Annotated in this window: 24 protein-coding genes; 13 read left to right on the forward strand and 11 right to left on the reverse strand. The window is 74.6% G+C overall.

Annotated elements, in window-relative coordinates:
- Window positions 1-278: 278 nt before the first annotated feature.
- The gene (locus tag ABD353_RS15970; protein ID WP_344624256.1) at window positions 279-2,450 is read left to right on the forward strand and encodes a M4 family metallopeptidase; all 2,172 of its coding nucleotides are present in this window, start codon (window positions 279-281) and stop codon (window positions 2,448-2,450) included.
- Between the two features lie 84 nt (window positions 2,451-2,534).
- Here ABD353_RS15970 and ABD353_RS15975 read toward each other — a convergent pair whose 3' ends face one another.
- Window positions 2,535-3,206, reverse strand: a complete 672-nt coding sequence (locus tag ABD353_RS15975; protein ID WP_344624257.1) for a VOC family protein — start codon at window positions 3,204-3,206, stop codon at window positions 2,535-2,537.
- 260 nt (window positions 3,207-3,466) lie between these two features.
- Between ABD353_RS15975 and ABD353_RS15980 the strand changes: the two genes are divergently transcribed.
- Window positions 3,467-3,652, forward strand: coding sequence for a YegP family protein (locus ABD353_RS15980; RefSeq protein ID WP_263106398.1), 186 nt, complete (start codon window positions 3,467-3,469; stop codon window positions 3,650-3,652).
- Between the two features lie 211 nt (window positions 3,653-3,863).
- Here ABD353_RS15980 and ABD353_RS15985 read toward each other — a convergent pair whose 3' ends face one another.
- Both ABD353_RS15985 and ABD353_RS15990 read right to left on the reverse strand, forming a co-directional pair.
- Window positions 3,864-4,412 carry a hypothetical protein gene (locus ABD353_RS15985; RefSeq protein ID WP_344624258.1) on the reverse strand — a complete coding sequence of 183 codons (549 nt, stop codon included), beginning with the start codon at window positions 4,410-4,412 and terminating at the stop codon, window positions 3,864-3,866.
- 17 nt (window positions 4,413-4,429) lie between these two features.
- Window positions 4,430-4,789, reverse strand: coding sequence for a DUF488 domain-containing protein (locus ABD353_RS15990; protein ID WP_344624259.1), 360 nt, complete (start codon window positions 4,787-4,789; stop codon window positions 4,430-4,432).
- Window positions 4,790-4,920: 131 nt separating this feature from the next.
- On the opposite strand from ABD353_RS15990, the gene ABD353_RS15995 reads away from it, so the two are divergent.
- Together ABD353_RS15995 and ABD353_RS16000 are read left to right on the forward strand one after the other, a co-directional pair.
- Window positions 4,921-5,937: an NUDIX domain-containing protein gene (locus ABD353_RS15995; protein WP_344624260.1), complete on the forward strand. Its 1,017-nt coding sequence runs from the start codon at window positions 4,921-4,923 to the stop codon at window positions 5,935-5,937.
- Between the two features lie 70 nt (window positions 5,938-6,007).
- Window positions 6,008-6,385 carry a DUF6188 family protein gene (locus ABD353_RS16000; RefSeq protein WP_344624261.1) on the forward strand — a complete coding sequence of 126 codons (378 nt, stop codon included), beginning with the start codon at window positions 6,008-6,010 and terminating at the stop codon, window positions 6,383-6,385.
- A gap of 18 nt (window positions 6,386-6,403) precedes the next feature.
- Here the strand turns inward: ABD353_RS16000 and ABD353_RS16005 are convergent, their stop codons facing one another.
- Window positions 6,404-7,417 (reverse strand): zinc-dependent alcohol dehydrogenase, encoded by a 1,014-nt coding sequence (locus ABD353_RS16005; protein ID WP_344624328.1) that lies wholly within the window; start codon window positions 7,415-7,417, stop codon window positions 6,404-6,406.
- 259 nt (window positions 7,418-7,676) lie between these two features.
- Here ABD353_RS16005 and ABD353_RS16010 point away from each other — a divergent pair, with 259 nt between their 5' ends.
- From ABD353_RS16010 to ABD353_RS16025, 4 genes are all read left to right on the forward strand, one after another.
- Window positions 7,677-8,927, forward strand: coding sequence for a DUF5685 family protein (locus ABD353_RS16010; protein ID WP_344624262.1), 1,251 nt, complete (start codon window positions 7,677-7,679; stop codon window positions 8,925-8,927).
- Window positions 8,917-9,312: a contact-dependent growth inhibition system immunity protein gene (locus ABD353_RS16015; protein WP_344624263.1), complete on the forward strand. Its 396-nt coding sequence runs from the start codon at window positions 8,917-8,919 to the stop codon at window positions 9,310-9,312. The genes ABD353_RS16010 and ABD353_RS16015 overlap by 11 nt, the downstream gene beginning before the upstream one ends.
- 9 nt (window positions 9,313-9,321) lie before the next feature.
- Complete coding sequence (locus ABD353_RS16020; RefSeq protein WP_344624264.1) at window positions 9,322-10,122, forward strand: HEAT repeat domain-containing protein; 801 nt, start codon at window positions 9,322-9,324, stop codon at window positions 10,120-10,122.
- A 175-nt stretch (window positions 10,123-10,297) separates the two neighbouring features.
- Window positions 10,298-11,092 carry a metal-dependent hydrolase gene (locus tag ABD353_RS16025; protein WP_344624265.1) on the forward strand — a complete coding sequence of 265 codons (795 nt, stop codon included), beginning with the start codon at window positions 10,298-10,300 and terminating at the stop codon, window positions 11,090-11,092.
- Between the two features lie 84 nt (window positions 11,093-11,176).
- Here ABD353_RS16025 and ABD353_RS16030 read toward each other — a convergent pair whose 3' ends face one another.
- Entirely contained in the window at window positions 11,177-11,680 is a 504-nt protein-coding gene (locus ABD353_RS16030) for a metallophosphoesterase family protein (RefSeq protein WP_344624266.1), read from the reverse strand.
- Between the two features lie 127 nt (window positions 11,681-11,807).
- Here ABD353_RS16030 and ABD353_RS16035 point away from each other — a divergent pair, with 127 nt between their 5' ends.
- Entirely contained in the window at window positions 11,808-12,176 is a 369-nt protein-coding gene (locus tag ABD353_RS16035; RefSeq protein WP_344624267.1) for a DoxX family protein, read from the forward strand.
- Between the two features lie 189 nt (window positions 12,177-12,365).
- Here the strand turns inward: ABD353_RS16035 and ABD353_RS16040 are convergent, their stop codons facing one another.
- Entirely contained in the window at window positions 12,366-12,839 is a 474-nt protein-coding gene (locus tag ABD353_RS16040) for a universal stress protein (protein ID WP_344624329.1), read from the reverse strand.
- 60 nt (window positions 12,840-12,899) lie between these two features.
- Window positions 12,900-13,259 carry an STAS domain-containing protein gene (locus ABD353_RS16045; RefSeq protein WP_344624268.1) on the reverse strand — a complete coding sequence of 120 codons (360 nt, stop codon included), beginning with the start codon at window positions 13,257-13,259 and terminating at the stop codon, window positions 12,900-12,902.
- Between the two features lie 103 nt (window positions 13,260-13,362).
- Between ABD353_RS16045 and ABD353_RS16050 the strand changes: the two genes are divergently transcribed.
- Both ABD353_RS16050 and ABD353_RS16055 read left to right on the forward strand, forming a co-directional pair.
- Window positions 13,363-13,929 carry a helix-turn-helix domain-containing protein gene (locus ABD353_RS16050; RefSeq protein ID WP_344624269.1) on the forward strand — a complete coding sequence of 189 codons (567 nt, stop codon included), beginning with the start codon at window positions 13,363-13,365 and terminating at the stop codon, window positions 13,927-13,929.
- Between the two features lie 26 nt (window positions 13,930-13,955).
- On the forward strand, window positions 13,956-14,621 hold the full coding sequence (locus ABD353_RS16055; RefSeq protein WP_344624270.1) for a GNAT family N-acetyltransferase: 666 nt from the start codon (window positions 13,956-13,958) through the stop codon (window positions 14,619-14,621).
- Between the two features lie 75 nt (window positions 14,622-14,696).
- Here ABD353_RS16055 and ABD353_RS16060 read toward each other — a convergent pair whose 3' ends face one another.
- From ABD353_RS16060 to ABD353_RS16070, 3 genes are all read right to left on the reverse strand, one after another.
- Window positions 14,697-15,965 carry a sugar ABC transporter permease gene (locus ABD353_RS16060; RefSeq protein WP_344624330.1) on the reverse strand — a complete coding sequence of 423 codons (1,269 nt, stop codon included), beginning with the start codon at window positions 15,963-15,965 and terminating at the stop codon, window positions 14,697-14,699.
- A 74-nt stretch (window positions 15,966-16,039) separates the two neighbouring features.
- Window positions 16,040-16,819 carry an ATP-binding cassette domain-containing protein gene (locus tag ABD353_RS16065; protein ID WP_344624271.1) on the reverse strand — a complete coding sequence of 260 codons (780 nt, stop codon included), beginning with the start codon at window positions 16,817-16,819 and terminating at the stop codon, window positions 16,040-16,042.
- Between the two features lie 43 nt (window positions 16,820-16,862).
- On the reverse strand, window positions 16,863-17,966 hold the full coding sequence (locus ABD353_RS16070) for a sugar ABC transporter substrate-binding protein (RefSeq protein WP_425555168.1): 1,104 nt from the start codon (window positions 17,964-17,966) through the stop codon (window positions 16,863-16,865).
- A 266-nt stretch (window positions 17,967-18,232) separates the two neighbouring features.
- On the opposite strand from ABD353_RS16070, the gene ABD353_RS16075 reads away from it, so the two are divergent.
- Window positions 18,233-19,282 (forward strand): GntR family transcriptional regulator, encoded by a 1,050-nt coding sequence (locus tag ABD353_RS16075; RefSeq protein WP_344624272.1) that lies wholly within the window; start codon window positions 18,233-18,235, stop codon window positions 19,280-19,282.
- A gap of 15 nt (window positions 19,283-19,297) precedes the next feature.
- On the opposite strand, the gene ABD353_RS16080 is transcribed toward ABD353_RS16075, so the two are convergent.
- Complete coding sequence (locus tag ABD353_RS16080) at window positions 19,298-19,930, reverse strand: class I SAM-dependent methyltransferase (protein ID WP_344624273.1); 633 nt, start codon at window positions 19,928-19,930, stop codon at window positions 19,298-19,300.
- Window positions 19,931-20,265: 335 nt separating this feature from the next.
- Here ABD353_RS16080 and efeO point away from each other — a divergent pair, with 335 nt between their 5' ends.
- The gene (gene efeO, locus ABD353_RS16085; RefSeq protein ID WP_344624274.1) at window positions 20,266-21,405 is read left to right on the forward strand and encodes an iron uptake system protein EfeO; all 1,140 of its coding nucleotides are present in this window, start codon (window positions 20,266-20,268) and stop codon (window positions 21,403-21,405) included.
- The last annotated feature ends 57 nt before the right edge of the window (window positions 21,406-21,462 follow it).

Genomic DNA, 21,462 nt, shown 5'->3' on the forward strand with positions numbered 1-21,462 from the left:
GCGAACCGTGCCTGTTCCACTGCCACCATCCGCAGCACCTACTGGCGGACGCCCTTACCGGCGGCCGACCGGCGGGCAGTGAGATGGATCACAGTGGCTGCCGGGCCGACCGGGCCCTGCGACTGTTCGCGGTCAAGAATTCCCAGGCCGCAGCAGGTCTTCCCAGGAAACGCCCAGTTTCGGACCGTTCACATCAACCGTCAACTTGAAGTCTGTTAATTTTTACAGAATTGCCATGCGTTGACTGGTATTCATATGAGCCAGCACGCTTCGGCGCCATGAAGAGACCCCTTCTGAACAGCTCGCTCACCCTCGCGGTCAGCACCCTCGTCATAGCCGGCGCCGGTGTCCCCGCCGTGGCCGCCGCCCCCGGCCCGCAGCCCCAGGCCTCCCACAGCAAGGCCGTTCAGGACGCGAACGCCCAGGTCGCCGCCCACCCGGACGCGGTGAAGGCCGGCGCCGACGACCGCTTCGTCGTCACCAACGTGCAGGTCGACGCGGACGGCACCCGCCACGTCCACTTCAACCGGACCTACCGCGGCCTCCCCGTCCGCGGCGGCGACGTGGTCGTCCACTCCGCCCCCAACGGCACCCTCGACTCCACCAGCCTGACCCAGGCCGCGCCGCTCTCGCTCTCGGTGACCCCCTCCGTCACCGATCAGCAGGCGATCGCCAAGGCCGCCAAGCTCTTCCACGGCACCCGCGGCAGCAGCACCGCCGTCCTGACCGTGGACGTCACCGGCGCCTCGCCGAAGCTGGTCTGGGAGGTCGTGCTCAACGGCACCGGCGCGGACCGCGCCCCCAGCCACCTCCACGTCCTGGTGGACGCCGTCACCGGCGCCACCGGCCAGAGCTGGGACAGCTTCTCCGCGTTCCTGCCCGACGGCACCAAGCGTGCCAAGGGCAAGGCGGCCCCCATCGCCGTCTCGGCCCCCGCCGCCCTGGCCGCCGCGGCCTCCACCGGTACCGGCAAGGGCTACCAGGTCGGCAACGTCAGCGTCAGCACCACGCAGAACTCCACGACCAGCTACACCCTCAAGGACCCGGTCCGCGGCAACGGCGAGACCCGCGACGCGCAGAACCAGACCGCCACCAACGACTCCCCGCCGGCCGGCTGGGGCGTCGCGTTCAACGACGCCGACAACGTCTGGGGCAACAACGCCCTGACCGACCGCGCCACGGTCGCCGTCGACGCCCACTACGGCATCCAGGCCACCTGGGACTTCTACAAGAACGTCCTCGGCCGCAACGGCATCAAGAACGACGGCGTGGGCGCCCGCTCCTTCGTCCACTACGGCACCAACTACGACAACGCCGGCTGGGACGACGCGAGCTTCGCGATGATCTACGGCGACGGCGCGGTCGGCTCCAAGCCGTTCACCGAGATCGACGTCGCCGGCCACGAGATGAGCCACGGCGTCACCGCCGCCACCGCCGGCCTGATCTACAGCGGCGACGCGGGCGGCCTCAACGAGGCCACCTCGGACATCATGGGCACGATGGTCGAGTTCAACGCCAACAGCCCGGCCGACGCGCCGGACTACCTCATCGGCGAGAAGATCGACATCAACGGCAACGGCACCCCGCTGCGCTGGATGGACGACCCGAGCAAGGACGGAAAGTCCGTCAAGTGCTGGTCCAGCACCACCAAGAACCTCAACCCGCACTACTCGTCCGGCGTCGGCAACCACTTCTTCTACCTGCTCGCCGTCGGCTCCGGCCAGTCCCAGTGGGGCAACAGCCCGACCTGTGACGGCTCCACGGTCGCCGGCATCGGCAACGACGCCTCCACCAAGATCTGGTACCGCGCGCTGTCGGTCTACATGACCTCCAACACCGACTACCCGGGTGCCCGCACCGCCACCGTCAAGGCCGCCAAGGACCTGTACGGCGCCGGCAGCACCCAGTGTGCCGCGGTGGAGAAGGCGTGGAGCGCGGTCTCCGTCGCCCCGACCGCCACCACCTGCGGCGGCACCACCCCGCCGCCCACCGGCGACAACCTGCTGCTCAACCCCGGCTTCGAGTCCGGCGCGACCTCGTGGACGGGCTCCTCCGGCGTCATCACCAACGACGCGGGCGCGGCCCCCCGCACCGGCTCGTACTACGCCTGGCTGGACGGCTACGGCTCGGCGCACACCGACACGCTCTCCCAGTCGGTGAGCATCCCGGCGACCGCCACCGCGCCCAAGCTGACCTTCTGGAACCGGATCAGCACCGCCGAGACCGGCACCACGGCGTACGACACCCTGAAGGTCCAGGTCGTCAACGGCACCACCACGACCACCCTGGCCACCTACTCGAACGCCGACGCCACCTCCGGCTACGTCCAGCGCACGCTCGACCTGTCGGCCTTCAAGGGCAAGACCGTCACGATCAAGTTCACCGGCACGGAGGACTCCTCCCTCCAGACCAGCTTCCTGATCGACGACACCTCGGTGACCGCCGGCTGATCCCGGCCCCACGGACCGGTGGACCCGGGCGGTCGACCCACGACGTCCCGCCCGGGTCCACCGCAGCGCCCACGCGCGCCGCGGCTACCCGTCCCGGCCCTGCCAGGTGCTCACGCACACCTCGTTGCCCTCCGGATCCGCCAGCACCCACCACGCGGGCGCACGCGCGGCGGAGACCAGCCGGCCGCCGGCGGCCAGCGCGGCCCCGACCCGCCGCTGCGCCTCGTCGTGCGGCACGGTCACGTCCAGGTGCAGCCGGTTGCGCTGCGGCCGCGGCAGCTCCATCCGCTGGAACCAGACCGCCGGGCCCCGCCCGGCCGGGTCCACCAGCGGATCCGACGGCCCGTCCGCGCCCGGGGCGTCCGCGTAGCCCAGCACCGCCTTCCAGAACGGCCGCACCGCGGCGGCGTCCAGCGCGTCGACGCCGATCTCCAGGAGCTGCACGGAGCGCGGCTCCCCCGCCGCCCCCGCGCCGTGCAGGACGGCGGAGATCCGCCGCGCCAGCTCCACCTCCGCCGTGCCCACCCCGGCGCCCGCGGGCGGCACCAGGGCGAGCAGCACCGCCCCGGGCCGGACGTCGGCGTGCAGCCGCCGGTCGGCCTCGTCCCCGCAGACCGCCGCCGCGGCCGCGAGCACCTCCACCGCCCGGGCCGCCGACCCGACCGGGACGAGCGTCCGCAGCGTACCGAGCAGCAGGCGCCAGCCCCCGCCCCCGACCGCGTCCGAGACCTCCTGCGCACCCGCTCCCTGCTGCATCCCGGCCCCCTCCCGGTCGGCGGCCGCGCCGCACTCCGCCTGAACGCACGTCAACCCGCCCGCCGGGCAACCCCGTCCGCCCCGCCCCGGCCGCGCGCCGCGCCGCTCCGGAGGACGCGCGGGCGGCCGCGGCACCGGCCCGCCGGGGCTCCGGACACCCGTCCGGCGCCCACCCGAACGCCTCAGTCGGCATGCGGCAGAAGGGGTTCGTTCCTACGGTGCCCGGTGAGGGGGATCCCCGTCGAGAGGTGAACACGGACATGGCAGGCAAGTTCGAGCTGTACGTCGACGAGTCGGGCAACCACCGCTTCCGTCTGAAGGCGAGCAACGGCTCGGTCGTCGTCACCGGCGACCCGGAGGAGTCGCGGGAGCAGTGCCTGAAGAGCATCGAGTCGCTGCGCAAGCTGGCACCGTACGCCCAGGTGCTGGAGGTCGCCGGCTCGTAGCCGCCGGCCGGTCGGACAGCGCGCGGGCCGGTCGCCCCCCGACGGGGCGGCCGGCCCGTTCGCGTGCGTGCCGCCCGCCCGCGGACCGCATCGGATCTCCCCGAAAGCCTCACACATGACACCTGTCGGCCGTTCGGGTGCCGTGCGTAGGGTCCGTTTCGCAAGGCCGCGCCCCTGCCGCGCGAGAACCGACCCCGGCAGACCCCATGGACTACTGCGCACCGTGCCGACGCCACCTCAACGGCGCACTGTCCTGCCCCGGCTGCGGGGCAGCCGGTGGCCCCGCCCCGGTGGACGCGACGGCCGTGCTGCCCGCCCGCAGCACGGCCCGCCCGGCCCGGGACGGCGAGCCCCACCGCCGCCGCTCCCGCCGGACGGCCGCCCCGAAGCGGCGCCGGGCGGCCATCCTGACGGCCAGCGGCCTCGCCCTCGGCGGCGCCGGTGTGCTGGCCCTCGTGGCACCGGACGGCAGCGGCGCCGCACGCCCGATCAGCGCGCCGGTGGACGACACCGTGCCGGCGGCGAGCGACACGCCCACCGTGGCCCCGGCCACCGCCTCGGCCGCGCCCACCCGGCAGGTCTCGGCGAAGCCGTCGAAGTCCGCGAGCGCGCGGCCCAGCGCCTCCGCCTCCGCGTCCGCGCCGACGGCCACCGCGGCGCCGACCACCGCCCGGCCGACCGCGACGGCGACCGTGCGGCCCAGCCGCAGCCCCTCGCCGAACCCGTCGAAGTCCTGCACGCCGTTCCTGTTCTGGTGCACCTGACCCCCGGCGCGGCTCAGCCGTTCAGCAGCTCGGCCAGGTACGCGGCATGGCTGATCCCCACCTCGTGCGAGGCGGTGAGCAGCGTGAGCGGGCCGCGGTGGGCCAGGTCGCGCAGGTGGTCCAGGGCCTCGGCGCGTTCCGGTTCGTCCAGTTCGGTGCGGTAGCGGCGGCGGAACTCCGTCCGGCGTTCCGGGTCGTGTCCGTACCAGCGGCGCAGCTCGGTGCTGGGGGCGACGGTCCTCGCCCATTCGTCGAAGCCGGCGTCCGCCTTCCTGAGGCCGCGCGGCCAGAGCCCGGTCGACCAGGACGAGGGTGCCCTCGTCCGGTCCGGGTTCGTCGCGGAGCCTGCGGCAGGTGACGGCCATCCGGCCATGCTCGCGCGCCGCCCGCCGGATTCCGTGGCTACGCTGCGGAGTGTCCCGGATGCTGCCCGTACGGCCCACCCGCCCGCGGGGCGGGGCGGTTCCGGGCGGCGGCCGGGCGCGGCGACGAGGAGGCGGGGCCATGGGGTGGGACGGGGTGGCCGGGCCGCTGGCGGCGGCGGGCGTGCTGTTCCGGGACGCGGCGGGCCGGGTGATGGTCGTCCGGGCGGTGTACGAGAGCCGGCACCCGGTCGAGGTGCCGGGCGGCGGCTGGGAGCCCGGGGACGCGACGCTGCGGGCGACCGCCGTGCGGGAGCTGCAGGAGGAGATGGGGCTGCGGCCGCGGCTGCTGGCGCTGGCGAGCGTGGACTGGGCGATGAGCCGCACCAGGCCGCCGATCGTCTCCTTCCTCTACTGGGCGCAGCCGCTGACCGCGGCGGAGCTGGCGGCCGTGCGGCTGCAGGAGGACGAGCTCGGCGGGTACGCCTTCGTGACGCCCCGGCAGGCGGCCTCGGCGCTGCCGCCGCGGCTGTCGCGGCGGGTGGCGGCGTGTCTGCGGGCGCCGGCCGGGTCGGGTCCGGTGGAGATGGAGGACAGCTTCCCGGTCGGGCCGGTGGCGGCCGGGCTGCCGCCGGTGCCGGCGGCGCCGTACACCCGGGCGGCCGGGCTGGACCTTGCGGGCGGCGACCGGCCGACGGTGGCGCCGCCGCTGGACCGGGAGACGTACTACGCGACCCGTCCGCGGATCCGGGCCGAGGTCCAGGTGCTCGTCGCCGGTCCGGCCGGCCGGGTGCTCTCGGTGCAGGAGCCGGTGGCGGCCGACCGGGAGACGCCGCGGGGTGCCGCGGCGCGGGTGCTGCGCGAGCGCTTCGCTTCGGTCCGGGCCCCGGGGCGGGTCGTCGCCCTGGTCTGGCTGCCCGGCCGCGCTCCGCGCCTGGTGTACGTCTTCGACGGCGGGTGCCCGGGCGGTGGACGGTCCGGCGGCACGGCGGCGGGCGCCGGGGGCCGGCCGGACCGCGGCCGTGCTGGCCCGTCGGGGGGCTGCAGCCGGTCCGCTCGAACTGGTGGACGGCGCACCGGCGGCCGGCCCCGGGTGATCGGGCCTCCGCGCGGCCCGGGGCACCGGCGGCGGGCGGCGCGCCGGGGGCGGCGGGTGTGACGGCGGCCCGCCAACGGCATGACAATCGTGGCAGTGGAGCGGCCGGTGCCGCCCTGTCCGAGGAGGTCGTATGGTCCGCGAGATCGAGTCCGCGCTGACCGGGCTGCAGGTGGAGGCCGTCACGGTGGCCGGGCCGCTGCGGCTGGTGCTGACCGGCGGTGTGGTGCTGACCGTGGCGAACGACTTCCGGGTCCGGACGGCCGCCGAGGTCGAGCACTTCTACCCGGGACTGTCGGTTCCCGCCTCGGGGCTGCTGGCCGGGCTGGTCGGCGCCCGGGTGGCGGGGGCGGCGGTGACCCGGGCCGGCGGGCTGGAGCTGCGCTTCGAACCGGGCGTCACGCTGTCGGTGCCGCCGGACACCGCCGTCGCGGGCACCGCGGCCTGGCAGGTCTCCGGGCCCGGTGGCCCGCTGTTCACCGCGGAGCCCGGCGGTTACCTCGCCGTCTGACCCTGCCGGGTCGGCGGCTCAGCGCAGGTCGAAGACCAGCCGGGCCGTCACCCGGCCCGCGAGGACGTCCTCGAAGCAGTCGTTGACGTCCTCCAGCCGCCGGGTCTCCCGGATCACCCTGGTCCGGCCGAGTTCGTGCAGCCGGAAGACCTCGGCGAGGTCCTGGCGGGTGCCGACGATCGAGCCGACCACCTTCGTCCCGTTCAGCACGGTGTCGAAGACGGGGATCTCCAGGGTGCCGCCGGCCGGCAGGGCGACCAGGACGAGGGTGCCGCCCCGCCGCAGCGCGGCGTACGCGGCCCGGAACGAGTCGTTGCTGACGGCGAGTGCGATCGCGGCGTCCGCGCCGCCGAGCTTCTGCGTCTCCGCGGGGACGTCCTGGATGCGGGCGTCGAGGACGTGGTCGGCGCCGAGGTCCCGGGCCAGCGCCAGCTTCTCGTCGGTGACGTCGACGGCGATCGTCTCGGCGCCGGCGAGGCGGGCGTACTGGAGGGCGAGGTGGCCGAGGCCGCCGATGCCGGAGACGAGCACCCGGGTGCCGGGGCCCGAGTCGGCGACCTTGACCGCCTTGTAGGTGGTGACGCCGGCGCAGGACAGCGGTGCGGCGTCCATCGGGTCGATGCCGTCCGGCACCGGCACCACGTAGTCGCCGTGGGCGAGCGCGTACTCGGCGTAGGCGCCGTCCACGGAGTAGCCGGAGTTGTGCTGCTGCAGGCAGAGCGTCTCCCAGCCGGAGACGCAGTGGTCGCAGTGGCCGCAGGCGTCGGCGAGCCACGGGATGGCGACCCGTTGTCCGAGCCCGACGTGCCGGACGAGGTCCCCGGCCCGTTCGACCACGCCGACGCCCTCGTGCCCGGGGACGAACGGCGGGGTCGGGCGGACGGGCCAGTCGCCGCGGGCCGCGTGGATGTCGGTGTGGCAGAGGCCGGAGGCCTCGATGCGGACCAGGACCTGGTGCGGGGCGGGCTCCGGCAGCGGGCGGTCCTCGATGGCGAGCGGTGCGGTGAAGTCGCGGACGACGGCGGCCTTCATGGCGGTGTCCTCCCGGATCGGCGCGTTCACGGCCGGGCCCTCGGCGGAGCCTCGGCCGCCCCTCCGACCGTCCCCCGGACGGCCCCGCTCGGCAAGCCGGGGACGGCACCCCGGCGCCGCCACCGCCGCCGGCCTGCGCTCGGGGCCCGATCACGGCCGGGGGTGCACGACCCGCCCCTGGCCACGGCCCCGGTGGCACCGCCTAGGATGACGGCCGTTCGACCGCGGCCCGTGGGGCCGCGAACGGGGAGGGGGAACGGTGTTCGGAATCATCAGGCCGTGTCGGCACAGCCTGTCGGAGACGCTGCGGAGCTCGTGGATGGCCCACCTGTGCGGGCTCTGCCTGGCGCTGCGCGACGACCACGGGCAGCTGGCCCGGACGGCCACCAACTACGACGGCCTCGTCATATCCGTGCTGGTGGAGGCTCAGGGGCCGCGGGCGGCGGGCGGGCGCCGGACGGCCGGCCCGTGCCCGCTGCGCGGCATGCGCAGCGCCGAGGTGGCGCAGGGCGAGGGCGCCCGGCTCGCCGCGGCGGTGTCGCTGGCGCTGGCGTCGGTGAAGGTCCGCGACCACGTGCTGGACGCCGACGGGGTGTTCGCGAAGCGGCCGGTCGCCGCGGGGGCGCGGGCGGTGGCCCGGCGCTGGGACCGGCAGAGCACGGGCGGCGGCGCGGGGCTGGGCTTCGACACCGCGGTGCTGCTGGACGCGGCCGACCGGCAGGGGGAGCTGGAGCGGGCCGCCGGGCCGGGCACCTCGGTGCTGCTGGTGACGGAGCCGACGGAGACGGCGACCGCGGCCGCCTTCGCGCACACCGCGGTGCTGGCCGGCCGGCCGGGCAATGCGGCGGCGCTGGCGGAGGCGGGCCGGCTGTTCGGCCGGCTGGCGCACCTGCTGGACGCGGCGGAGGACCAGCAGGAGGACGCGGCCGCCGGGCAGTGGAACCCGCTGACGGCCACCGGCACCGGCCGGGACGAGGCCGAGCGGCTGTGCCGGGACGCGGTGCACGGCATCCGGCTCGCGCTGAAGGACGTCGAACTCACCGAGCGGGCGCTGGTGCACCGGCTGCTCGCGCACGAGACCGGCCTCGCGGTGGACCGGGTGTTCGGCCACGGCGCGGGCTGCTCGGTCACCGCGGGCGGGCAGCACGCGCACGACTCCCACGCCCACGACTCGCACGCCCGCGCGGCTCACGGGGGTGCCGCCCACGGGCACGGCCCGCACCCGGGCGGTCCGCTGATCGGCGAGCCGCCGACCCCGCTGCCGCCGAAGAAGCCGCGGCGCTCGGGCCTCGCCGGCTGCGCGGTGTGGGCCGCGATGGCCTGCACCTGCCAGCTGATGTGCTGCGAGCACGAGGACCCGTTCAGCCGGGAGAAGAGGGAGGGCTGGTGCCAGCGCAACTGCGACTGCGACTGCGGCAATTGCGACTGCAGCGGCTGTGACTGCGACTGCTGCGACGGGTGCGACTGCTGTGACGGCTGCGACTGTTGCGACTGCGGCTGTGACTGCTGAACCGGCCCCTCCCGGGCGCTCTCTCGACGAACTGGAGGGCGCCTGGCCGCCGCCCGGCCCCGGTGCCACCCGGCTGGTGGCCACCGCCCACGCGCTGCGCCGGGTGCCGCTGGGCGAACTCGGTGCGGAGGGCCTGCGCCTGCTGATCGGCCAGGACGTCGGCCTGCCCCACCTGGTGCCGGTGGCGCTCGACCTGCTGGAGGCGGACCCGGCGACGGAGGGAGGCCTGTACCCCGGAGACCTCCACCACGCCGTGGCGGGCCGAAGCCCCGGGTTCTGGGCGAGCCACCCGGACCTCGCGGCGCGGCTCCGCGCCGTCCCGCCCCCGGCCGGTCCCGGGCACGGACGGGAAACCCGCTCCCCGGCTGACGGTGCCGGGCGCTAGCCTGCGTCCGTGCCGATCTTCGTCCACCTCACCTCGGCGGCCAACGCGCCGCGGATCCGCCGCTCGGGCATCCGGGCGGCGGGCCGCGGCGAGCGCGGCGTCCACTGCTTCCCGGTGCTGCCCTCGTACACCCTGACCCACCAGTGGGTGCGCGAGCTCGCCCGCTTCGGCACCCGCGGCGGCCTGGTCGCGGTGCACTTCCGGCTGGACGACGCCGAACCGGTGACGGTCCGCCACTACGGCAGGCCCGGCCGGCAGGTGCCGGCGGCCGAGGCCGCCGGGCAGCTGGCCGCGATGGAGGACCCGCGCGGCTGGGAGGTGTTCCTCCCCCGGTCGGTCGCCGCGGGCGAGGTGCACCGGCTGCGCCGCCCTCCGCAGGTGGCCGGCTGGCGGTACTTCCCGGCGTCGCACGGCCGCCGGCCCTGCCAGTGCGACGGCTGCCGGGTCCGCGGCGAGTACGGCGGCCGGCGGCTGCGCGAGCGGCTCCCCCACCCGCTGGACGGACCGCCCCCGCCGACCCGCGTCCTGCTGGAGCGCCCGGCGGCCGCGGGCGACCCGGGCGATCCGGAGGTCCTGCTCGACCTGCTGCACTGGTTCGGGCGGCGACGGCGCCGCAAGGGCCCGGTGGCGGAACTCGCCCGGCTCGCGGCCCACCCCGATGCGCGGGTCCGCGCCGCGCTCGTCCGCACGGTCTGGGACTGGTCCTCCCCCGGCCGGGCCGACCTGGTCGACGGCCTCGCCGACGACCAGGACCACCGGGTCAGGACGGCCGTCGCCGACGCCCGGGAGTGGCTCGCCGAGCGGGACTGAGGCGGGCCCGGCCGACCGTCCGCACACGGAGCTCCCGGCCCGAACGGCCGCCCCGGCGGGCCCGGTGACCGGCGGTCAGGGCCCCCGGTCAGGCCCTTGATCGGCTCGGCTATGCTGCGCCCCTACCAGGGGCGCGCAACGGCGCCCGTACCGCGGCGATGGGGTGGGAAGCACCATGATGGGACCGGCACACGCGCTCTCCGGAGCGGCGGCCTGGCTGGCCGCAGGAGCGGCCGCGTACGCGCTGGACCGGCCCATGCCCTGGCCCGTCCTGCTGGCGGGTGCGCTGATCTCGGCGGGCGCCGCGCTCGCCCCCGACCTCGACCACAAGGCGGCCACCGTCTCCCGCGCCTTCGGTCCGCTGTCGCGCGGCCTGTGCGAGGTCATCGACAAGATCGGTGCCGCCACCTACAAGGCGACCCGCGGCAAGGGCGACCCGCGCCGCAACGGCGGCCACCGCACCCTCACCCACACCTGGCTCTGGGCCGCGCTGTCCGGCGTGGTGGCCTCGCTGTTCTCGGCGTACGGCGACCGCTGGGGCGTCCTGGTGGTGCTCTTCATCCACATGGTGCTGGCCGTCGAGGGGCTGCTGTGGCGGCAGGCCCGGATGTCCAGCGACATCCTGGTCTGGCTGCTCGGCGCGACCAGCGCCTGGACGCTCGCCAGCGTGCTCGACAAGCCGGGCAACGGCGCGAACTGGCTGTTCGACCAGCCCGGCCAGGACTACCTGTGGATCGGCCTGCCGGTGGCGCTGGGCGCCCTGGTGCACTGCCTGGGCGACGCGCTGACCGTCTCCGGCTGCCCGGTGCTGTGGCCGATCCCGATCGGCCGCAAGCGCTGGTACCCGATCGGCCCGCCGAAGGCGATGCGCTTCCGGGCCGGCAGCTGGGTGGAGATCAAGGTCCTGATGCCGGTCTTCATGGGACTCGGCGCGATCGGCGCGGTCGCCGCCCTCGGCTTCGTCGGCTGACCCGGTCGCACACCCCGCCCACCGCACGCCCCTTCCACACGCCCCGTCGGTGCCCGCGACTCCCGCGGGCGCCGGCGGGGCGTCTCAGTGCCGCGGCGGCAGCCGGTGCAGTTCCACCCCGACCAGGCTGCCCGCCTCGATGCGGGCGGTCATGTAGGTGCAGTACGGCTGCCGGCGCCGGTCGGTCGGCGAGCCGGGGTTGAGCAGGCGCATCCCGCCCTCGGCGGTGGTGTCCCAGGGGATGTGGCTGTGGCCGAAGACCAGCACGTCCAGGCCGGGGTGCAGCGCGGCGCAGCGCTCCTCGCGCCCGCGGGCGGGGCCGGTCTCGTGGACGACGCCGAGCCGCAGCCCGTCCAGTTCGGCGCGGGCGGTCCCGGGCAGCCGGGCGCGCAGTTCCGGTCCGTCGTTGTTGCCGTGCACGGCGACCAGGCGGGCGGCGCGCTCCTCGAACAGGTCCAGGGTGGCGGTGTCCGTCCAGTCCCCGGCGTGCACCACGACGTCGGCGGCGGCGATCCGCTCCAGCAGTTCGCCGGGCAGGCCGCGGGCGCGGGCGGGCACGTGGGTGTCGGACACCAGGAGGAGCTCCACGGCCGCAGTCTGCCAGGGCGGGGCGGGCGGGCGCGGCCGACGTTCCGGCCCGGCGCGTCTTCCGGCTTCGGCCCCCGGACGCTACTGTCGGGTAACAACAGTCTCCCGCTCGCCGGAGGTCCCGCGCATGCCCGTCCGATCCCTCTCCGCGCGCGCCCTCGGCGGTCTGCTGGTCGGCGCCGGGGTGGCGCACTTCGCGGCCCCGCGGCAGTTCGACGCGATCGTCCCCCGCTCCCTGCCGGGCTCGCCCCGCGCCTGGACCTACGCCAGCGGCGTGGCCGAACTCGCGGTCGGCGCGGCCGTCCTGGCCCCGCGCACCCGCGCCGCCGGGGCCCTGGCCGCGGCGGGCCTGTTCGCGGCCGTCTTCCCGGCCAACGTCAAGATGGCGTACGACTGGCGCCACCGCCCCTCACCCTGGCGCGAGGCCGCAGCGGCCCGCCTCCCCCTCCAGGTCCCACTCGTCCTCTGGGCCCTCAAGGTCCGCCGCAACGCCTAGGCAAGCGCACCGGACGGGCGCACCATCAGGGGCGCCGGGGGCACCTCCCGGCCGAAGGCTCGGGGCGGAACTGCGCGATTCGGATGCGGGCCACCGTCCGGACCGGGGGAGCGCCGGATTCGTCAGGAGCACCCCTCCCGGACTGCGCAGCACCCCCGCCCCTTGCGGTGCTCCCCACCAAGACCCGCTCTACGGCACCACGGTGACCGGCCAGCGGCCGGCCTTCACCAGGCGGACGGCCACCGAGCCGATGATCCGGTGCCCGGCCTGCTCGGAGGCGCCCACCACCACCGCGTCCGCCTTGAGTTCGTCGGCGGCCCGCACCAGCCCGGAGTACGGGTCCCCGGGGAAGGTGACGAACTGCCAGCGCATCTCGTGGATGCCGCGCAGCCGCTCGACCCCCAGCCGGATCTCGCTGAGGAGGTGCTCCGCGACGGCGGCGGTGGCCTCGGCGACGGGCAGGCCGAGCGCGGCGGCCGCACCGAGCACGGGTTGGACGAAGACCACCGCGAGCAGGGCGTTCTGCCGCCGTGCGAGACCGGCCGCGTAGGCGACCGCGCGCCAGGAGGCGTCGGATCCGTCCGCACCGGCGACGATCACCTTGGGTCCGTCCGTACCGCGCTCGAAGCGCGGCACGGCGGCCGGCCCGGGCTCCGCCGACATGTCGTCACTCACGGCACGAGCCTAGCGCCGCCCCGCCCGCTCGATCCGCCGGGGAGGCGCTCAGTGCTCGCCGGCGGCGAGGGCCTCGGCGAGCGTGCCGTAGACCCGCAGCACCTCCTCCGCGCCGGCGATCTCCAGCAGCCCGGAGAGCGCGGCGCCGGGTTCGGCGAGCACCAGGGCGCCGCCGGCCGTCTCGACCACCTCCCGCGCGCCGAGGATCAGGTCGAGGCCGGCCGAGTCGCAGAAGGTGAGTCCGGCGCAGTCCACCACGAGGAGTCCGGGCGCGGCGGCGACGGCCTTCTCCAGGGCGTCGCGCAGCGGCGCCTCGCCGTCCCGGTCGAGTTCGCCCTCGGGGCGGACGACCACGGCATGCGCGGAACGCCGCACCGCGACGGTCAACTGCCCGCTGTCCGGTTCCATCGCTCGCTCCTCGTCCCGAAGGCACGCCCCTCAACGATAGGTCGGCGCCGCCCGAGCGGCCCGAGCTGGAGGATGCTCCCAGATATGGGATAAGATCCCGGATATGAGATCCGACGATCCGCTGGACCTCCGGCTCGCGGCCCGCCTCGCCGAGCTCCGCACCGCTCACGGCTGGTCGCTGGACGACCTCGCGCTGCGCGCCGACGTCAGCCGCTCCACCCTCTCCCGGCTGGAGCGGGCCGAGATCAGCCCGACCGCGGCACTCCTCGGCCGGCTCTGCCGGGCGTACGGGCGCACCATGTCGCAGCTGCTCGCCGAGGTCGAGGAGAACGGCAGCGGCCTGGTCCGGGCGGCCGAGCAGCCGGTCTGGACGGATCCGGCCTCCGGCTTCGTCCGTCGCTCGGTGTCGCCGCCGCTGGCCGGCCTGCGCGGCGAGCTGGTCGAGGGCACCCTGCCGGTCGGCGCCTCGGTCGACTACGACGGCCCGTCGGTGCCGGGCCTGGAGCAGCACCTCTGGCTGCTCTCCGGCCGGCTCGACCTCACCGTCCAGGAGCGGACGCACCACCTCGCGGCCGGGGACTGCCTGCGCTTCCGGCTCTGGGGCCGCACCGCCTTCCACAGCCCGGGCCCGGACCCGGCCCGCTACGTGCTGGCCCTCGTCCTCCCCTGACCGCCCGCCCCCGACCGGAGGAACCCGTGCCACCGACCACCGATCACAAGCCCACCGATCACAGGAGCACCGATCACCACAGCGCCGGTCACGACAGCACCGGGCTCCTCACCGCGGAGGCCCTGGACGCCGCCGCCCCCGCCCTGGCGGGGCTGCTGATCGACGCCGTCCGCGCCGGCGCCTCGGTCGGCTTCCCGGCCGATCTGACCGATGAGGCCGCGACGGCGTGGTGGCGTGCCCGGGTCGACGCGGTCGCCGCCGGCGCCCTGTCGGTGCCGCCCGCCGGCCCGGCCGGCGCCCCGCTGGGTACGGTCAGCCTCGCCCTGGAGCAGTACCCGAACGGCGCCCACCGAGCCGAGATCGGCAAGCTGCTGGTGCACAGCACCGCCCGCCGCCGCGGGCTCGGCCGCACCCTGCTGGCGCTCGCCGAGCGGGCCGCCGCCGAGCGCGGCCGTACCCTGCTGCTGCTCGACACCGAGACCGACAGCGACGCCGAACTGCTCTACCGCTCGTCCGGCTGGACGGCCCTCGGCACCGTCCCCGGCTACGCGGCCGATCCCGCCGGCACGCTCCGCCCGAGCACCTTCTTCTACAAGCACCTCGACGCCGCCGAGCACCCCGGCACCTCCGACGCCGCCGCGACCACCACGGCCGCCGGGACCTCCACGGCCGCCGCAGCACGGCCGTCCTGACCCGGCACGCGAACGGCCCCTCCCCGCCGCGTCCGCCGGTGGACACGGTGGGAGGGGCCGTGAGGCCGCCCGGCGTCAGGCCCGGCCGGCCGCCCGCTGGGTGCGGCGGGCCAGCGAGTCGATGACGACCGCGGCCAGCAGCACCGCACCGGTGATCATGAACTGCAGGGCGTTGCTGAGGCCCTGGATGTTCATGCCGGACAGGATCGAGCCGATGACCAGGGCACCGAGCAGGGCCGACCAGGTCGAGCCCCGGCCGCCGAAGAGGCTGGTGCCGCCGATGACCGCCGCGGCGATCGAGTTCATCAGCAGGTTGCCGCTGCCGGAGGTCTGGCTGGCCGACTGGATCTGCGCGGCCAGGAACAGACCGCCGACCGCGGCCATCGTCGAGGTGATCATGAAGACCGAGATCCGGGTCCACGACACGTTGATGCCGGCGCGCCGGGCGCCCTCGATGTTGCCGCCGAGTGCGAAGATCTGCCGCCCGTAGGTCGTGCGGCGGAGCACGAAGTCCAGTACCACGATGAAGATCAGGAAGATCAGCAGCGCGAGCGGGAGGCCCTTGTACTGGTTCAGGGTGTACGCCGCCAGGAACGCCACGATGGTGAGGAGGATCGTGCGCACGGCGATGTCCAGGGGCGCCCGGAAGGGCACCCCGGCAGCCTGTCGGCGTCTCGCGTCGAGGAGCTGTGAGGCGAGGAAGAGCACGACGCCGACCGCGGCCGTACCGTACGCCGCGATCTGCGCGCCGTAGATGGTGGTGTACAGCTTGGAGACGATGTCGTCGCCGGGGAGGTTGATGGTGCCCTGGCTGCCGAGGATCTGCAGCATGAGGCCGTTCCAGAAGAGGTTGCCGGCCAGGGTGACGACGAACGCCGGCACTCCGATCTTGGCGAAGAAGACGCCCTGGATCAGGCCGACCACCGCGCCGCCCACGAGCGCGCACACCAGGGCGACCCATTGGTTGACGCCGTGGGTGACGCTCATGACGGCGTAGATCGCGGCACACAGGCCGGACACCGAGCCGACGGAGAGGTCGATCTCGCCTAGCAGCAGCACGAAGACGACGCCGAGGGCGATCATGCCCGTGCCGACGATCTGCTGGGAGAGGTTGGAGAGGTTCTGGGCGGACAGGAAGCTGGAGTTCAGACTGCCGAAGACCACCCAGATCACGATGAGGGCGACGATGACGGGCAGTGACCCGAGTTCGCCGCTGCTGACGCGGCGGCGGAACTCCTGGACGTAGCCCTTCAGGCCCTGCTGGCGGACGATCAGGCGCGGGTCCACCGCCGGGGTGGCGGCGGCCGCGACGTCGACCGGGGCGTTGACGCCGCCCTTCGGCATGCTGTCCTCGGGCAGCGGGACCCGTCCGGGTTCGCGTCCGGGCTCCTGGCCGGGCCCGCCGGTGGGATCGTCGGTCACTGCTGTCCCTCCTGTCCGCGAGCCTTGCGCCGGGTCACGGCGTTGTCGGTGGCACCGGTGATGGCGGAGATGATCTCCTCCTGGCTGGTGGCCCGGCGGTCGAAGACGCCGTTGTTGCGGCCGAGCCGCAGCACGGCGACCTTGTCGGAGACCGCCATCACGTCGGCCATGTTGTGGCTGATCAGGATGACCCCGAGGCCGCGCTCGCGCAGGCGCTCGACCAGGTCGAGGACCTGCGCGGTCTGTTCGACGCCGAGCGCGGCGGTCGGTTCGTCCAGAATGACGACCTTGGGGTCGCCGACCAGGGCGCGGGCGATCGCGACGGTCTGGCGCTGGCCGCCGGAGAGCGAGGCGATCGGGATGCGCACGCTGGGGATCCGGATGGAGAGCGTGCTGAGCAGTTCGCGGGAGCGCTTCTCCATGGCGACCTCGTCCAGGACGCCGAACTTGCGGATCTCCCGGCCGAGGAAGAGGTTGCCCACCACGTCCAGGTTGTCGCAGAGCGCGAGGTCCTGGTAGACGGTCGCGATGCCGAGGTGCTGGGAGTCCTGCGGCCGGTGGATGCTGGTGGCCTTGCCCTGCCACTCGATCACGCCGTCGTCCGGGACGTACACCCCGGCGACCGCCTTGACCAGGGTGGACTTGCCGGCGCCGTTGTCGCCGACGAGGGCGACGACCTCGCCTGCGGGCACCTCCAACTCCACGTCGGTGAGCGCCTGGACGGCGCCGAACCGCTTCGAGACCCCGCGCAACGCCAGGACGGGTGGGCCTTCCACGGATATCAGCTCCCTTGTCGGTCGGACGGGTGGGAATGCCGCGTCACTGGAGACCGGCGGCCTTGCAGGCCTCGGCGTAGGTGGGAGTGCAGATCTGCTCGACGGTGTAGAGGCCGTCCTTGACCACGGTGTCCTTGATGTTGGACTTGGTGACCACGATCGGGGTGATCAGGTTGGCCGGGACCTTCTGGCCGCTGCCGCTGGTCGCGGTGGTCGGGACGTCGCTCGGGGTGAGCGAGGTGCCGTTGGCCCAGGCCGCGACGATCCTGGCGCTGGCCTCGGCCTCGGGCTCGTACGGCTTGTAGATCGTCATCGTCTGGGTGCCTGCGACGATGCGCTGGATACCGTCGAGCTGGGCGTCCTGGCCGGTCAGCGGGACGCTGATGCCGGCCGCCTTCATGGCGGTGGCGGCACCGGCGGCCATGCCGTCGTTGGCGGAGTAGATGCCCACGACGTTGGGCCCGCCGATGGCGGTGATCGCGGCGGCGGTCTCCTGGTTGGCCGTGTTCGGGTCCCAGTTCGGGGTGTCGTACTCCTTGCCGACCGTGAGCTTGCCGTCGATCACGCTGTGCGCACCGGCCTTGAACTGACCCGCGTTCGGGTCGGTCGGCGAGCCGTTGATCATGATGATCGAGCCCTTGCTGGCGTTCGCACCGACCGCGTCCACCAGGCCCTGGCCCTGGAGCTGGCCGACCTTGAAGTTGTCGAAGGAGACGTAGGCGTCGACCGGGCCCTGCGCGAGGCGGTCGTACGCGAGCACCTTCACGCCGGCGTCGTGGGCCTTCTGCACGGACGCCTGGATGGACTTGGAGTCGACGGCGTCCAGGACGAGGATCTTGTTGCCCTTGGTGAGGGCGGTGTCGACCTGCGTCTGCTGGAGCGTGGCGTCCTGGTTGGCGTTGTAGTAGTCGATCTGCGCGCCGGGGACGAGCTTCTTGATGTTCGCCTCGAGCAGCGGACGGTCGAACTGCTCGTAGCGGGTGGTCTTGGACTCCGGGAGGAGCAGGCCGACCTTGACGGTGCCACCGGAGGCGGCGCCGGACGCGCCGGAGCTGGTGGACTGCTTCGCGCTTCCGCAGGCGGCCATGCCCAGACCGACGGAGGCCGCCGTGGCGGCGACGACAAGCTGACGTACGACGAGCTTCACTGGACAGCCTCTCACTCGATCTCACCCCCGGACTCCGAGTCTGCGAGCCAATCACCGGCCCCGCGACAGCGGCTGGGCCAATGCGCGGTGGAATATCGCCCGTTCGGCCGTACCCGCCTCGACGGGGACCACGGGCGACCGACAACACCGGGGCCTGCACCGAAGATTCACCCGCAACAGACCAATGGTCCAGACCAGTGCCCTATGCTGACGGTGCACAGTCATGAGGTAGCGCTACGGATACGACCAGTGGGGGTCTCCTCGGCATGCCTGGACAACGGACGGAACGCCGCGCACCGGCGTACCTGGACATCGCGCGCGACCTGGGGGAGGACATCGGGCGGGGCCGGTTCCCGGTGGGGCAGAACCTGCCCTCGGAACGGCAGCTCGCCACCACGTACGGAGTGAACCGGCAGACGGTGCGGGCCGCCCTGCAGCACCTGCGGGCCCAGGGCTTCGTGGCCGGCGACCACCTGGGCACCTACGTGCTCGCGGCGCGGGAGGGACGGCCGGCCCGGCCCTCGCCCGGCCCGGCACCGGCCCACGCCTTCCCCGGCTCCTTCCTCCGCCCGGCCCGCTCGGCCGCCGGGCACGGACGGCTGCTGCGCCGACCGCCGGACCCGTGGGTGGCGGCGGCGCTGGAACTGCCGCCCCGGCGTGCCGCGCTCGCCTACGACCACCGGCTGCGGGACACGGACGGGCGGACGCTCCAGTCGGCCGGCTCCTGGTTCGCCCCGGTGCTGACGGTGCTGCTGCCCGGACTCGGGCGGGCCGCGTGGGCGCTCGGCGAGGAGCCGGAGAGCGGCCGCGAGGCGGACCTCACCGAGCTGTACGGCTGGGCGGCCGCCGCCGGCCTCAGGCTCCGCGCCGCCGACAGCGTGCAGCTGGCCCGCGGCACCGCGGAGCACGCCTCGCCCGGCGGCCTGGAAGTCCGGCGCACCATCGCCGACCAGCACGGACGCCCGCTGATCGGCACGGTCTTCCGGATCGCCGACGAGCAGGCCGAACTGCGGTACGCCGACAGCCAGGCGATCCTGCCCGCCGAGGGCCGGCCGCGACCCTCGGGCGGCGCGAACCGGATCGCCGACCCGGACCGGGCGGTGCTGCACTCCTGGGCCTCGCCGAACGCGCCGGACCGCGGACTCGCGCTGCGCGCCCGGATCGTGCTGGCCTGCGAGCACGCCTCCGCGGAGGAGGCGGCCGGACGGCTCGGGCACTCGGCGCAGCTGGTGGCCGCCTGGCGGGACCGGTTCCGGGCCGGCGGGCTGCAGGCGCTGGAGGCCTCGCCGCGGAAGGCCAGGTCCCGGCCGCGCTGAGCCGTCCGGGGCGGGCTACCGGGGCCGGGGGCGGTGCAGCCGGACCAGGGCGTCGATCGCCTCGCCCGCCGTGCCGTGGCCGTCGGGGGCGGCCACGGTGCGGCGCACCCGTTCGGCGCGGACGCTCTCCAGGCCGGTGCCGGCGAGGTCGTCGAGGACGTCGTCGGGGGTGAAGAGCACCCGCGGGTCCTGCGGTCCGCCGGTGCCCTCGGTGAGGTTGAGGCTGTCGTGACCGACGACGAGCAGGGTGCCGCCGGGGGCGAGGGCCTCGGCGGCCCGGCGCAGCGCGGTGCGGCGGTCGGCGGCCGGGAGCTGCAGGTAGGCGACCAGGGCGAGGTCGTACCCGGCCGGTTCGGCGGTGTGCGCGAGGACGTCGGCGTGCACCCAGTCGATCCGGTCGGCGGTGCCGGCCGGGCGGGTGGCGGCGAGGGCGCGGCCGCGGTCGAGGGCGACGGCGGAGAAGTCGACGGCGGTGGCCCGCCAGCCGCGTTCGGCGAGCCAGATGCTGTTGCGTCCTTCGCCGGCGGCGAGGTCGAGGGCGCGGCCGGCCGGCAGCTCCTCGCACTCGCGGACGACCCAGCGGTTGGGCTCGACGCCCCAGAGCTGCTCGGTGGCGCGGTAGCGCTCGTCCCAGTCCTGACTGTCCATCGGCGGCCTCCTCGGTCCGAGCGTACGCGGCGGGCGCCGCGTGGCCGGCGTATGACCTTGGTAACCCCGGGGTGGTGGCGGCGGTGCCGGCGGGCCGGGCGGGCCCGGCGCCACCGCCGACCGAGGGGTGGACGAACGATCCTTCTGCCGTGCCCGCGGGGCGGGTTCCGGAGGGGCGGGCGGGCCGCCGCCCGGGCGCCGACGGGCCGTGATGTGCCGAGGTCGCGGCTGGGATTCGATGGCGTCGTCTGACGGTTCGAAAGGTTGTTAGGTTAGGCTTGCTTCCCTTACTGTCCTGGGTGCCGGAATACCGACCAGCACCCTCGGAGTACGCCATGCCCGCCCGCCGCTCCACCGCAGCGACGCTCCTGACCATCGCCGTGGCCGGCGCAGCCCTGGCCGGCTGCTCCAAGAAGGACGACGCCGCCTCCGCGGACGCGGTGAAGGTGACCGCCTCCGACTCCGCGTGCGAGGTCGCGAAGACGAGCTTCCCGGCCGGCGCGGTCGAGCTCTCCGTCCAGAACAAGGGCTCGAAGTCCACCGAGGTCTACGTCTACGCCGCCGGCGACAAGATCGTCACCGAGCGCGAGAACATCGGCCCGGGCACCACCGTGAGCATCCACGCGGAGATCAAGGCCGGCGAGTACGAGATCGCCTGCAAGCCGGGCATGACCGGCGACGGCATCCGCCAGAAGATCACCGTCACCGGCGGTGCCGCGCCGGCCGCCAAGGCCGACCCGCGCCTGGCCGCCGCCGTCGAGGCCTACCGGAAGTACGCGCAGGAGCAGGCCGACGCCACCATCCCGGTGGTGACCCAGTTCGCCGAGGCCGTCAAGGCCGGCGACACCGAGAAGGCCAAGTCGCTGTTCGCCGCCTCCCGGGTGGGCTGGGAGCGCACCGAGCCGATCGCCGAGAGCTTCGGCGACATCGACCCGAAGACCGACACCCGCGAGGACGGCCTGGAGGCCGGCCAGCAGTGGACGGGCTGGCACAAGATCGAGAAGTCGCTCTGGGCCGACGGCAAGATCACGGACGACGACAAGAAGCTCGCCGACCAGCTGGTCACCGACCTGAAGGACTGGCAGTCCCGCATCGCCAAGGCCGAGATCACCCCGACCTCGATGGCCAACGGCGCCAAGGAGCTGCTGGACGAGGTCTCCAAGAACAAGATCACCGGTGAGGAGGACCGCTACTCCCACACCGACCTGTCGGACTTCGCCGCCAACGTCGACGGTGCCGAGAAGGCCTACGAGCTGCTGAAGCCGGTCGCCTCCGAGAAGGACGCCGCGCTGGCCAAGACCCTGGACACCGAGTTCGCCGCGATCAAGGTGCTGCTCGGCAAGTACAAGCAGGGCGAGGCCTACACCTCCTACGACAAGATCACCGAGCCGGAGCGCAAGGCGTTCTCGGACGCGGTGAACTCCCTGGGCGAGCCGCTGTCGAAGCTGGCCGCCGCTGTCGTCGTCACCGGCTGATCCCGGACCGACCGCACCAGCGCCCCGCCGCCGCAGGCCCCCCGGGCCGCCCGCGCA

Source organism: Kitasatospora arboriphila, assembly GCF_039528095.1.
GTDB classification, from domain to species: domain Bacteria; phylum Actinomycetota; class Actinomycetes; order Streptomycetales; family Streptomycetaceae; genus Kitasatospora; species Kitasatospora arboriphila.